The sequence below is a fragment of the Cedecea sp. genome (assembly GCF_036500665.1).
GTDB lineage: Bacteria > Pseudomonadota > Gammaproteobacteria > Enterobacterales > Enterobacteriaceae > Cedecea.
In genome coordinates this window covers 1-13,044 of the sequence record NZ_DASYBS010000178.1, presented here as the reverse complement: position 1 = coordinate 13,044, position 13,044 = coordinate 1, and the positions used below count along the sequence as shown (strand labels likewise).

The 13,044-nt window shown below is 57.3% G+C and carries 10 protein-coding genes; all 10 read right to left on the bottom strand.

Annotated features, from left to right (window positions below; genetic code table 11):
• Positions 1-99: 99 nt before the first annotated feature.
• The 10 genes from VGM55_RS26575 to traI all read right to left on the bottom strand — a co-directional run bounded on the left by VGM55_RS26575 (position 100) and on the right by traI (position 12,853).
• The gene (locus VGM55_RS26575) at positions 100-771 is read right to left on the bottom strand and encodes a hypothetical protein (RefSeq protein ID WP_331637246.1); all 672 of its coding nucleotides are present in this window, start codon (positions 769-771) and stop codon (positions 100-102) included.
• A gap of 1,018 nt (positions 772-1,789) precedes the next feature.
• Positions 1,790-2,827, bottom strand: coding sequence for a Replication protein (locus VGM55_RS26570; protein WP_331637245.1), 1,038 nt, complete (start codon positions 2,825-2,827; stop codon positions 1,790-1,792).
• Positions 2,820-2,894, bottom strand: coding sequence for a RepA leader peptide Tap (gene tap, locus VGM55_RS26565; protein ID WP_331637249.1), 75 nt, complete (start codon positions 2,892-2,894; stop codon positions 2,820-2,822). Before tap ends, VGM55_RS26570 begins: the two co-directional genes overlap by 8 nt.
• Before the next feature lie 236 nt (positions 2,895-3,130).
• Positions 3,131-3,391, bottom strand: a complete 261-nt coding sequence (locus VGM55_RS26555) for a replication regulatory protein RepA (protein WP_331637244.1) — start codon at positions 3,389-3,391, stop codon at positions 3,131-3,133.
• A gap of 148 nt (positions 3,392-3,539) precedes the next feature.
• The gene (locus VGM55_RS26550; protein WP_331637248.1) at positions 3,540-4,100 is read right to left on the bottom strand and encodes a phospholipase D family protein; all 561 of its coding nucleotides are present in this window, start codon (positions 4,098-4,100) and stop codon (positions 3,540-3,542) included.
• Between the two features lie 665 nt (positions 4,101-4,765).
• Complete coding sequence (locus VGM55_RS26545; RefSeq protein ID WP_331637243.1) at positions 4,766-5,479, bottom strand: UPF0149 family protein; 714 nt, start codon at positions 5,477-5,479, stop codon at positions 4,766-4,768.
• Positions 5,480-6,166: 687 nt separating this feature from the next.
• The gene (locus VGM55_RS26540) at positions 6,167-6,964 is read right to left on the bottom strand and encodes a DsbA family protein (protein WP_331637242.1); all 798 of its coding nucleotides are present in this window, start codon (positions 6,962-6,964) and stop codon (positions 6,167-6,169) included.
• Position 6,965: 1 nt separating this feature from the next.
• The gene (locus tag VGM55_RS26535; protein WP_331637247.1) at positions 6,966-7,274 is read right to left on the bottom strand and encodes a ProQ/FINO family protein; all 309 of its coding nucleotides are present in this window, start codon (positions 7,272-7,274) and stop codon (positions 6,966-6,968) included.
• The gene (locus tag VGM55_RS26530) at positions 7,274-7,594 is read right to left on the bottom strand and encodes a hypothetical protein (RefSeq protein WP_331637241.1); all 321 of its coding nucleotides are present in this window, start codon (positions 7,592-7,594) and stop codon (positions 7,274-7,276) included. The genes VGM55_RS26535 and VGM55_RS26530 overlap by 1 nt, the downstream gene beginning before the upstream one ends.
• A gap of 102 nt (positions 7,595-7,696) precedes the next feature.
• On the bottom strand, positions 7,697-12,853 hold the full coding sequence (gene traI / locus VGM55_RS26525; protein ID WP_331637240.1) for a conjugative transfer relaxase/helicase TraI: 5,157 nt from the start codon (positions 12,851-12,853) through the stop codon (positions 7,697-7,699).
• Positions 12,854-13,044 lie beyond the last annotated feature (191 nt).

Sequence of the window (13,044 nt, the reverse complement as noted above, 5' to 3'; positions counted from 1 at the left end):
CAACAAACGGTTACTGGAACGGCTGGGTCATATCCCACCGGCAGAAGCGGAAAAGGCCTGGTACGCTTCCATCGGGAATAAGGATCTGGCAGCCTGAGTTCACAGACAAAACACTCTCCCGGAAAACCGGGGCGGTTCAATCCGGACAAAAAGGTCATCTCCCTGGCGCATAATTCCGGTAGTGCGGTCCAGTCCCGCCCCGGACAGCGGTTTCGTATGCTGATAAAAGCTTTCAGCCATATCACGCAGAAACAGGTTCGGCTCCACGGTCCAGCCCCCTCCCGTGGTATCAGGAATAACTTTCATGGGCGGATAACCTGGATGCGTTAGCGTCTTCGGCCATGTCTCCTCGACCGGAAAGTCGTGCCAGCGGACAATGTATCGTCGTGAGGCTTCCACTGGATCTCCGTTGTTCTGGTCGGTTTTGCGGGAGCGGACATTGAAAACACCTTCTTTCTCACCCTGTGTCAGGGGCCAGTCCCCAACTATCACATTATCCTTTTCACCGGGCTGCAGGGCATACACAGGGAGGTTCACCTGACTGACGTGCTCAAATTTCAGTTTACCGTCTCTCTGTCTGGTCAGAATATGCTGGGTAGAGGTATCCGATATGATCTGATTCTGCTCTGTACGGAATGGCTCTGAGGAGTCAGAAGACACCGGCCTCTGAACGGGCCGGCGAACGATATGTGGTGAAAAGGCGGGAGTACGGTCACTGTCCGTGCGAACAACAGTAGAGTCAGAAGTACGGGCAGAATTAATGAGGGTCATATTTGGCTCCGGATGAGAGGAAATGCAAAGGGAGGTTAAGGAAAGGTAGCTATTAAGTATTTAGTGTGTTAGCGACCGAAAAGGTTTCCCGCGTCTGGTTTTTGAATGCCGCAAAGCGGCATGGAGGTGCCCTCAGAAGTCGAATAGTCTACCCCAGGTTAATGGCACCGGGACCCGGCGCAGCCGGTTACTTTATTGATAGATTCCACCAATCCATCCCTTCCCCTGCCAGACCAAAACCTACTCAAAGCGATACAGAAGTTTTTGTGCGCTGTCGGAGTGGTCTCGACAAGGCGTAGCCGCAGTCGGGGCGTATCTCCGCGTTAGCGGGCCGTGAGGGCCGCTTACGGGCGTGTTACTTAATACGTTCAGCGACACTACTTACAGCGACTCAGAATCTAGTTACAACATCCATCATTAAAAGCGACGTTGTTCCGGCCCTTCGGGCCGGGGCGGCCTCGCTTTTCAGTGGTGGGGAAGATGATGAGATTTCAGCCGGGCACGAGGCTGGTTTTCCGGAACTGGATGCTGAGTGTTGTAACTAAAGATACGGGATTGCCGTGGGGGCCGTCGCACAGCGACGGGAGCAACCTTCGGTAGTTTCTGTATCTTGCCGCGAATACTGTTTCTTTGTGTACATGGGGCAGCCGCGATATCTTCCCCGAGCGAAGCGAGGGGGGCTACCTTCGAGTGTCAGTTTGTCTGACACGAAGATTACCCCCTTTCTGAAGGGCTTGTTTAGTTCAGAAATAACGTTCGAATTTAATTGCTTTTACGGATGGGTTTTCGAAGTTAATGACGTTATGACATCAGGGTTCGAAGTTAATGTGACAAAGACTGTTCTTCAGGTGTGTGTGATGAATACCCCGGTGTATGGAATGGGTCCGGATACCGGCTGAGAGGTGCGTGAGAGGGATAAAGTGGCGGGTTTGTGTGCAATTTTCTGAATGACAGGCAGGGGGCATCCCCGCGCGGACGCGGTGCATTTTAAAATGGGCATAGTGTGGGATGTTGGGAGTTAGAGTGCTCCGGCTTTCTCGAGGAGTCGCCGGTAGTACTGCTCTGGGTCACTGACCTTCAGCTCAGGGTGAGCCTGCTGCACCGCCTGCTCAAGTTCGCGTACGCGGTACATCGGCGCTTCAGGGCCAGTGGACCAGCGAACCCAGGCCTGCCAGTGACGGCCGCCGGAAGACGGTGTTGCTGATTTTTTGATTCTGCGCTCAAGATTTTCCAGCTGAGAACCGAGGCTGTCCATCACCTGCCGTTTCTCCGCCGCCAGGTCCGGACTCACCACCTGGCGCTTTATCTGGCGCAGCCGGTTTCGCAGGGAGTGGCTCCGCTCAATGTCGATGCCCATTCTGGCCATCTTCAGCAGGTGACGCTCACGCAGCGACTGCGTCAGGCCCCGGGCGATAGCCCACTGGCGGTACTGATGCAACCAGTGACGGATTTCTTCCACGCCGATACCCCGGGACGTGAAGAACGTCTCCGTCAGAAAAATACGCATCGGTTTGAACTGTCCGGAGTCCGTATCCCGGGCGCGGTGCACAACAAGATACTCCAGCTCCTCCATCACTCGCAGCGCATGGAGCAGGACGTCATAGGCCTGCCGGCCGTTATCATAGCGGTGCAGCACCCCCATGCGACGGGCCAGCTCCTCAACCGGCATCATCACCTCGAACATGTACTCGCTGTCCGGATTGCAGTCACAGTTAGCCGCAAGCGTAAGCGACAACGCCGTCAGTGCCTCCCGGCTTTCCTGCCGGGTGGAGACCCGCATCGGTGCCGGCTGGAAAGTTTTGTCAAACATGCGCGACCACGGAGTGTAACCCCGCTGGCGCAGGGCGATAAGCGCAGTATTACGATTCCAGTCATGGTTGCGCAGACGAGCCACAACCTTCGAAGCCATGCCACGCGGGCCATTACCCGTAAACGCAGGCTGGTGATTTCGGTGGGTTTTGGACAATCCTTTGCGCAGACGATTCGCTTCGCCACGTCGGGAAGGGTGATACTGAGGGGCGGGACTCGCCCGCAGATTAACGATCTGATTAGCCACCCCTTCCTGCGCTTATGTTGCACGGAAGGAGTAAAGCGCACAGAAGGTATTGCAGTTTTCTGAGCATGCGCATATACTCCCTGCATAGAGCAACAGCTTCTATGCAGTTTTAGGTAGGCCCCGATTAATCTTCTCTTCCGCCAAGTTGATAAAGATTATCGGGGTTTCGTTTTTTCTGGCTCCGGGTAAAAGCACCTCATCAGAACCAGTTCCCTGCCACCTTGCGGCGTGGCTCACCAAGAATTCTCTCAAACGATCAGTAATCTAACACTCACCGGCTTAACAGGCAAGAATGTGAAAGGTTCACATTTTTTCCCTGCGACGTTCAGTCTCAATCTGAATGAGTTTTTCTATCATTTCCCCCTGAGTTAACCCCTCTTGCTCGCATAATTGCAAAAGCTGATCTTTCATCGGGTTTCGGATAAATACATTCACTTCTTTATGAGTTTCACGTTTACGTGCAATCGCGGCCAACTGTCTTTCTGTCGCTGACATTGGATTACCTTTGCGATAGGCACGTTTTTCTTTCGATGAGGAAGTTGCTGCATTTACGGCTTGCGACATATCTGCCTCCCCAAGGATCAAAAAAAGGATCGTCCCGCAGAGAGTACTACAGAATCGTTAAATCAGCGACTTAACTTTTATCGAAAAGGTGATCTGTGTTGGCGCACGGATCCCCCCCTCTCAGTGAGAGGCCACCTGTACGCCGTTATTAGTAGGTCGATTGCCAGTCCGCTCCCATTTCCCAGCGGAACTGCCAGTGAGACAGATACTGGCTGGCGATGGCTGGCACAAAGCGCATCACCACCACGTTCTCCGAATTTTTTCTCGCTCCTGCTCTGCTGAAGTTATAGCTGCCTGACTCAACGGTATGATTATCAACAATTAAAATCTTATCGTGCTGAACAGGGAAACGGCTGCTTGTCCTCAGCGGAATACCAGCATTCACAATCAGATTCATTGCCGCGATGCTGACCCTGTTGCGGTTGCCTTTCTCGTCGATAACGATTTTTACATCCACGCCCCGCTGATGCGCGGCAATAAGCGCTTTCATCACGTCCGGATCGGTGAAGGAATAGGCCATCATCCGGATACTTTGCTGTGCGGAACCGATGGTATTCAGCACCAGAAAGCGACCTGTCCCTTCAGGAGAAAAGCCCACCTGAATATTCGGAGCCGTCGATATCCCCGCGTCAGCGGGGAAGGGCAGAGAAGAAAGCAGGGGAAGACAAAGAAAGCTGGCTCTGACCAGTTTTCCGCATGGAAATAACATCATATTGATTCCTTTTAATTTTTCACAGGGACGCCGGAAGCGGGTAAAACGTGCTTTTATCCGCTTCCGGCGTTGATAAACTGAGCGCAGCGAAGGTGGTGACACAGCTCCCGACCGGGGAAGCAATGTGCTTCTGTTCCGCGTTCCGCGCGACAAAAATGGAGTGGAATTGTTTGACCGTCTTTAATCAGCAACGCCCGACTAAAGAACTGATGCATCTGGAATGGTGTCTGTGCTGGTAGCAATAAAACTTTCAGAAAGAAAATCTGTCAGTACGTGGAGACCCGTCTGTTCCGCCCACCCGGCGCGACTACCCGTGTTCAGGGTAAGCCTGCGCCAGAGCGGGCACGCCACGCCCCATAAGAACGCTCTCCTGGCTCAAACGATCGACCGCCCGGCTAAATGGCTGATGGCCATAACCTAATAGAAACGGGATGCGGGCAGCAGATCCGTCATAAATCACACCTGGATATATTCATACAATAACTATACCTTGGTGCAGTAAATCCTTCCTTTGTGTTGGGTCTCTGACCACCTCTCCGGTGAACATACGGGCACGGAGAGGTTTTTTTTCAGGTTTACAGTTAGCTACATAACCGAAAGCGAGCTCAATCGTTTCATTGATGTGGGGGCTTTCAGAAAAACAGGCTGGCACCGGCATTTGTTCAGTGCAGGACAGGGACATCACCGGCACAACAATGTTTGTACTTCCGCCCGCTGCCACACGGACAAGGATCATTTCTGCCGGTTTTCCTGGATACACGCCCTCGCTCCGGACGGGAAAAAGCCGGGATACCTTCCTGCCTGAAAACGGTAAAGTAACGGTATAAAAAGGTCAGACTGACCGCGATATCCTGAAGCAAATCCGCACGCATCTCCCCGGAGATAGCCGGAGGGCGAACATCCAGGTCCGGGTCATGCTCATGATGCAGCATCATCACCGGCATCAAATAACGGAGATGTTCGTCACTGTTGATCAGCGCCTGCCAGTACCCGGGAAACAACTGCATGCCCTGCACAAAACCATGTGCCCAGTCGTTTCCGCTGGCCACACCGTTATCATCTTCAAAAAATACCGGAGGATACACCTCATCTCTCTTCAGAGAGTCGGCCAGAGCATCCGCTATCGTGTTCCAGTGCCGGATAATCAACCCGATGATATCCCTCGCCACTTTTTCATTTCTAAAAACGTAATCCTCTCCCAGAATGAAAGGCAGCGTCTGGCCAGGCAGTATTGTTTCCGGGCAGCAAATTAAGGCAGCCAGAAAACCATCCATCATTTCAATATTCATCGCTGACGGCCCGACGCTTTCAAGAAAGCGATCCAACCGGTTGAGTTCCCGCTCGCTTAACGGCTGCTGCCGTTGTTTTTTTACCATCTGCTCTCTTCCTTTTATTGATTACGCAACGGCATCATTTTCATATGCCAGATCCTTATGCAGCAAATACAACAGCAGAGATATGCGCCTGTCGGTTCGCTTCCGCGTATCCGGAGCACAGCGTATACAATTACCTTTCCCGTTAAAACAGTCGATAACCCGCATCGGGCGACATTGTCCGGAATACGCCGGTAACTGGTAGCCGGAGTAGGACGCCCTTTGACAGAAGTACACCAGGCTCATTCAGGTAGCGTCTGAATACATTTACATCAGAGCTATGCTTTTGTATAGTTCCTGCGCGTTCATAATAACAACTTCGTGTCGTACCACTGTCCGCCTCTCCGAACTTCCACAAGGTACGGAGAGGTTTTTTCATCCCTCTCCGTCACCGTTAGTGTTCCGTGAGCTTTATTCCGGCCGTTCGGGCTATAGCCGTCTGAATGCTCCCCTGGCCGGTCACGCCCGGTATCACCGTGGTATTTACGTCAGTGGCCTCCTTCGCAGGAATAATCACCCGCGCCGGCGTGCCCCTTAGTCCCGGCTGCCGTGTCAGTGCGTTAGTCTGCTCTGGCATGAAGAGTAATGGTTCGGTCGGATTCAGGTTGGTGCTGAGGGGGGGCAGCGGAGCTCGTCGCGACGACGGACGTCACTGGGCGGTGGTCAGGAAGACCACCACCAGGGTGAAAATCAGCGAATACCGCCTGCAGCTTTCTGGATAGCGGCGTTCAGAGTTACGCCGTCAGTGAAGCCAGGGATAACGGTTACATTGTCCACGCTGGCACCACTGGACGGCATGACCACCAGGGCTGGCGTGCCGCTGAAGCCCAGCTGCTGTGCCAGTGCACCGATACCCGCAAGCGAGCCCTGAACATCCGGCGCGGTTTTCACATCAAGCTTCACGGCTTTTGCGGCCGCGCTGATATCAGCATCGGTCAGCTTGCCCTCGTTGTGACCAGTGGCGTAAATCGCGTTGTGATAGTGAAGGTAAGCATCGGCCCCCTTCTGCTTCCAGACCTGCAGCCCGGTTTTCGCCGCGCTCAGCGACGCCGGCCAGCGCTGGCCAAATATCGGGAATTCCTTAAACACGAATCGTACGCCCGGGTTGGCCTTTATCACCTTCTCCAGCTCCGGTGCCAGGCGGGCACAGTAGATGCACTGGTAATCAAAGAACTCGACGACCGTCACTTTCGCATCCGCGGGACCATATGACGGCGTGCCTTTATCGTTCAGCAACGCGGCCTGATGCTGAATCACGGCAGCCTTCATCGCCTGCTGCTGCTTTTCCTGCTGCTGTGCCTGCAGTTTCTGACTGACCTCAACCAGTATCTCAGGATGAGCAATCAGATAGTCCTTCGCGATTTCACCAATGCGGGCCTCCTGCTCCGGAGTAAAGACAGGTGTGGCTTTCTCCGCCGCATTTGCCATACCGGACAACAGAGCGCTGGTCATCAGCACCGCCAGTGCGGTGCGCTTTACTGTTAACATATCAGGGTTCCTTATTTTCAGTCCAGGTGACGGCCTTTGCCGCCTGTTTCTTCAGTTTGTCTGCCCTCCCACGCAAGCTTTGCCGTGGCTGCGCGTTCACGCTCAGGCGGAATGAGTGATTCAACGGAGCCGTCCGCGTCACCGTTTTCAGGCTACGGCGTATTACTTTATGCGACAACGGCAGCCCCCGGCGTTCTGCATCGGCAAAGAGCTGTTCCATTACCCCTGTAGCCAGCGGGCACAGCCGACCGCCAGCGAACAGACCCGGCCAGTGTGTACTCAGCGTCTGCACGGCATCCGCCGGACACATCAGTCGTGGCAAACGACCGGCCGCGTATTTTTCTTCGGGGACGAGGGTGTCACCTTCACCGCCTTTTGGGGTGGGGGCGCAGGCTGCTTTTTTTCCTTTGTCTTTTTGGGTTGCACGTTGCCCGGCTGAGGCATCCGGGGAGCGGGCGGTCGGTCATCCGCCAGCGGCTTTTTATTGCGTTTCGGCCCGGTGTTCACCACCACCGTTTTCCACCGGGAAACCGTGATGTCCGCCCCCACCTCGCTGGCAGCTACGGACGTGTCTGCTGACGGGGCCTTACGCTTCAGGCTCAGGAGCGGACGGGTTTTGTCATCATTCACAGGCTGACTCCAGTAGTGTGTTGATAGTTCGGGAGTGACTGACAGGCGAAGTATTCCACAGGACCGACGCTGACGGCATTGATATTGCGCGACAGGGTTCGCTTACTCACCGATTTCCTTCTCTTTCACTATCTCGCGCTCAACCCGGTGAAGCTGGTCGGTCACGCTTTCTCGCTGCCGCGCCTGTTGACGGTCCTGCTGCATGACCTGGCTCAGCCCGGCCTGCTCCTGCTGCCGGGACTGTTCAGCCTCACGCTGCAGCGCACGGGATCCCGCGCACTCCGCCTGTTGCAGGGCATCCGGGCGGCCGGCGTCACCAGGCAAATGCGGGACGGCCTCCGGATTCTGCTGGCGTCGGGCCTCTTCTGCCAGTGCTTTCTCCATCCGCTGCTCTTCCGGCGTTTTGAGGCTCACCGGGTCCGGCGTGTCGGCTGAGTTGCTGGCCGGGTGATGAGAGATATCAGCACTGGCGCTGTCCGGCATGACCAGACCACCACTCAGACGCTTCATGATGGCATCTGCGGGTGATTCACCATTGACGAGCACAATACCGTCGCCGGGATGCTGCAGCCCCAGCTGTCGGGCCTCTGCCAGGTCCGTGGCCTGACGGGTCAGGCCGGTTTCACTTTGCCGGAATATCACCAGTGTGGCATCTTCACTGCCGAGCAGGCGGGCGTTATCACTTAAACCCCGCAACCGCCCATCACCATCGAGCTGCACCTCCCGCAACAATACTGCCCGCTGTACGCCGCTGGCATCGTGCACAGGCAGCGCCACATGCGGTGCCGGATATTTCCGGCTGCCGTGGATAAAGCGGGCTTCGCCCGCCTCCGGTAATTGTGTTGCCAGTGCCCGACCCAGAGCGCTGGCAGACAACGGCGTGGCCTTTTCCCATAGCTGCTGTGAGGTCGCTGCCTGACGGTCATCGTCGGCCAGCAACACATCGTGGGCCGTCTGCCGCTCTGCAGGCTGAGAGACCTTCTTCAGCCACTTACCCAGATTGTCGGTATAGACCTGTACATGCGCTTTTACACGCGACAGGCCGACATACGCATCGCGCAGAGAGGCCAGTGCCTGGCGCCCACCGTCCACGCCGGCAAGCACGATGACATACAATGCACTGGCCCCCTGAGCCTTGTGCGCTGTCCCGGCATAGCCATAGTCCAGATGACGGTCGGCCAGGTCGGCATTCGGATTCAGGGTCCGTACCTCTTCCCCCTGAGCCAGCTGCAACTCACCCTCTTTTGTCACGCCGGTGACGGTCCAGTTGCTGTTCGCTTCGCGCCCGCGCTCACGGTCAGAACGGGAGAAACTGACCTTCTCCCCGACCGAAATGTCTATCTCGCGAGGCTTAAACACCGCGATATCCCGCAGACTGCTCTCAAAGGCCGACAGCGCCTGTGCCTGACCTGTGTCATCAACCAGCTCGACATAACCGTTCTGGCGGCTGTCCTTCCCGGCCCGGATGGTATAATAGCGGTCGTTAATCAGCGCGATATTGCCGTGTTGCGCAGCCATCCCCACCACCGACTTCAGCCGCTCCGTCTGTGTTTTCACCCGTTCCAGCACGGTAATCGTGACCTCCCGACCAAGCTCACCGCGCTCCTGCAGTTGAGCGTGGATGGCGGTATTGATGGCGTTCTTGTCGGCGTTGGTCTGGGTGACAATCAGCGTATTGTCGCGTGCTTCTGCGCTACGACCGGTGAAGTCATCGACGATAGCCTGTATCACCCGGTCACCGGTCTGTTCTTTCTGCTCCGCGGTCTGGCGGATTTCCACCACAGATTGCGTCGGAGACCTGCGCCCCGGCATCCGGGGGACCGTATCCGGCATCACGCTGCGGATGGTATCCAGTGCCGCCGGGACCTGACGGGCAATGACGGATTCAATGGCCGGCCTCAGCGCCGGACTCTGACGCACAATATCCTGCATGATGGCGGTATCTAACGGACTGCGTTCCTGCAGCAATGTGAAGGGCGCACCGTTTTCCACCGACAGCAGCTGGTCCCGGTCACCGCTCAGTACCGCACGACCACCGCCGGCGGCAATATGGCCCATCGCGTCGGCCATATCCCGGTTTCCCACCATCGAGCTCTCATCCACCAGGAACAGGGTCCGGCTGAAGTCCGGCCGTTCGCCGCCCTGAATGCGGCGCTCCACATCCATCAGGAAGCCCGCCTGCGTCTGCGCTTTGATGCCAACATCGGCCATCTCACCCACCGCCCGGTGGGTCGGGGCCAGACCGATAACCTCCGGGCGCTGGTCTGCCGGCAGGGTCTTCAGCGCCGCCAGGACGGTTTTCAGCTGGGTGGTTTTCCCCACACCGGCATAGCCCTGTATCCCGATGAAGCGGTCGGTGCTCTCCAGTATCAGGCCGGAGGCCTGCTGCTGTCCGGCAGTCAGTCCGGCAAACAACGCCGGGTCGGCGTGACGCAACAGCGGTGACTGCGTATCCAGTCCTTCCACCACCAGGCGAATGACACGCTTCTCCGCCTCATAACTCGCGGCCGTCACATACAGCTGCTGCGCGATACCTTTTGGCCCCGGCACCGGGATAAGTTCACCGGTCTGCACCTGGCGGGCCAGTTCGCGGTCCACATCGTCCTTGCGCAGGGAGGCATGCAACGGCAGCGCATTCGCCAGTACGTCGGGGCGGCTGAACACCACCTCACTCCCCTGAGTCAGCGTCACCGCCTGACGCACCGCTTTCTCAGCCGGACTCATCAGCGCATCCTGCGCCGCCGACAGCACTTCAGCCAGCTCACCGTTCTGCGGGTTCACCTGCGCCTGCGCGGTACGGTACAGCGGTGAGCGGGACAACCGGCGCTCAGCTTCATCGTTCGCCAGCGGGGTATACAGCTGTATGTGTTCGCCGCTGCGGGCCAGGGTATTGAGCATCGTCGCCCCGGAATCCCGGCCGGAGACCGCTGCCAGCACCGTGCCCTGCTCGCTGACGCGTTTTCCAGGCGAGGTGACGTAACCGTATCCGGCCTTCAGCGGTTTATCCGTACGAATAACGCGCGTCTGCCCGGCCTGCTCCACCACCAGGCTGTTCTTTCGCACGGCGGTGACTGTGACACTGTCACCGGCGCGCTGTTTGCCCTGCTGCGCCAGCCAGGTCAGCTTTTCACCTTCGGCAATATCTACGGTCTGTGACCGGTACAGGCTCCAGCTGCTGTCCACCTGACTGAGTTTCACGCCGTGGCGCTGGCCATCCTCCCCGACCAGCATCACTGTGCGGGTCTCCGCACTGACGCGGTCAATGGTATAGCGCTGAGATGCCCGGCTGTCCGGAGGGCGTTGTTCAAGCACCATCCCTTCCCGGTACGTATCCAGCTGGCGTCGGTTCTTGCTGTCCAGCCACTGCGGAACCAGCGTGTCGATGGATGCCGTTTTACCACCCAGCAGCCCCTTCTCATGCAATGAATCACGCAGTTCTGCCGTCAGCGCCCGCTGTTCACGCTCGCCGCTGACCTGGGCCACCACATTCTCTCCCTGGCTCACCATCGCCACATAATCCCGGGCCAGAGCCGCATAGCGCTGCCGCTTGTCCGGCTCACTGACCACACTGATGACCACGGTACGTTCCGTTTCCGTCCGATAGCGGGTCACCCCGGCCGCCTCCAGCGTCTGCAGGGCATTACCGGTCCCGCTGCGCCCGCCGCTGTCCATCAGCAGAAGCTGCGACTGCGCGCGAAGCGCCTGGTCGGTGACCGTCAGCGCATCACGGACGGAGAGCTTCTCCGCCCCGGCCACAATCAGCGTACTGTTCTCCGGTAACGGGGCCTCTGACAAACCCTTCAGGGTCACTACGTTATCCGCCAGACCTGGCTGCTCTGCCAACCAGCGCTCGCTGCTGCGGTCGGTGGCCAGCACCACCACGTCCCGTCCCTGTGACTGCGCCAGCTGCACCCCGGCCAGCACCGATTCGCGCATACCGCCCGCGTCTCCGGGCTGGCTGACAATCGCCAGTGCCGGGCGGTCGGCCTCAATCTGCTGCATCACCGGCACAGACGAAGAAGACCGGGCCAGGGCACCACCGGATATCACCACGGTGGATTTCATCTCCCCGGCCAGCTGCTGCAGGCTCAGTTCGTCCAGCAGATGAATCGAGGAGGTAAACAGACCTTTCTCCCGGTCCAGCGGTATCAGCTGCTGGCTCTCAATCGCCGACTCAATGGCCGAACGCGCCATCACCGCAATCTGCTCCCGCGCATCGAGACTGTTCAGTGTCCGGTTCAGTACATCGGAATAGGTAAAGCGGGTGCGTTTTTCACTGAGCTGAGAAATCGCCAGGCTTACCGCCTGACGGACATCGTCCGGGGTCGTCTCCGGGCGTACTGCTCTGTCACTGTCCATAGTCTTCAGACGGGCTTCAGCTTCCTGACGAAACGCGCCGATATCGAATCCTTCCTGCTCCAGACGGTTCATCCAGTCGGTCAGCAGTTCTACCCGGTCGGGATCTTTCTGTTTGGCCTTACGCGTATCCAGCGCCGCCACGTCACGGGATTTCAGGGAAGCACCATCACCAACGGCCTCCCGGATTTGTTGCGTACGCTGTGAAAATATCTCAACCGGGACACCCTCGATTTCCCACAGGTCGTTTTTGCCAGTCACCACGGTCCGGAATCCCATCTCCTCCACGGCCTGACGCAGTTCGTTACGGTAGATTTTGCCCAACGCCACCTGCAGGGCATAGACGTTCTCGATAAACCCGCTGTTGCCGACCTTATCGCTGGACAGTGTCTTCCACTCCCCCAGGTACTCCGTCAGGTTCATCACTATCAGGTGCGTATGCAGCTGTGGATCAAGTTCACGCGAGGTGTCATGGTGGAAAGCCGCAGCCAGCAACTTACCGGTCATCTCTGTCTGGCTGACCCCATCGACCATGACACGCGTACTGGCCAGTCGTTCAATTTCCCCCATGGCCACACCGACAGCACGCTGATGCGCCTCCAGAATACGGCTGTCGCCCAGTACCACACCCAGTACGGAAATACTTTTGGGCGCCGACAGCGTCAGGTCGTAACCCGGACGGTGAACATTCTGACCGCCCGACATCCGGGAGAGATCGACGCCCTGCGGGAAAAATCCGGCCAGGGCATCATCGAAAGTCTTCGCATCCACGGGGCCTTCCAGCCCAAACAGCTCTGCGGCTTTCCCCATCCAGGACGCTTCCATACTGCCGAGAAAGTAATAATTATCTTTCGCCATGTAGTAGCTGGCTCCGCCGCCAGCAATCGATGATACGGTCAGCATTACCAGCGATCCCCCGGCTCATACTCCCTGTCCGGTTCGTCATGTTCACGGTGAACAGTAGCCCGCCTGCGGCGGGAGCTAAGGCGCTGTCAGAAAGGCGCTTTTTTCAGCTACCGTAGCCCGTTATAATCCCGCGCATGTATATTCCCCGACCTGCAAAGCTCCTCTTCCTGATTGATGATGGCTGGGGT

Coding starts and splice junctions, on each gene's coding strand:
- VGM55_RS26575 (WP_331637246.1), bottom strand. CDS start 771: ATGACCCTCATTAATTCTGCCCGTACTTCTGACTCTACTGTTGTTCGC.
- VGM55_RS26555 (WP_331637244.1), bottom strand. CDS start 3,391: ATGTCGCAAGCCGTAAATGCAGCAACTTCCTCATCGAAAGAAAAACGT.
- VGM55_RS26550 (WP_331637248.1), bottom strand. CDS start 4,100: ATGTTATTTCCATGCGGAAAACTGGTCAGAGCCAGCTTTCTTTGTCTT.
- VGM55_RS26545 (WP_331637243.1), bottom strand. CDS start 5,479: ATGGTAAAAAAACAACGGCAGCAGCCGTTAAGCGAGCGGGAACTCAAC.
- VGM55_RS26540 (WP_331637242.1), bottom strand. CDS start 6,964: ATGTTAACAGTAAAGCGCACCGCACTGGCGGTGCTGATGACCAGCGCT.
- VGM55_RS26535 (WP_331637247.1), bottom strand. CDS start 7,274: ATGTGTCCGGCGGATGCCGTGCAGACGCTGAGTACACACTGGCCGGGT.
- traI (WP_331637240.1), bottom strand. CDS start 12,853: ATGCTGACCGTATCATCGATTGCTGGCGGCGGAGCCAGCTACTACATG.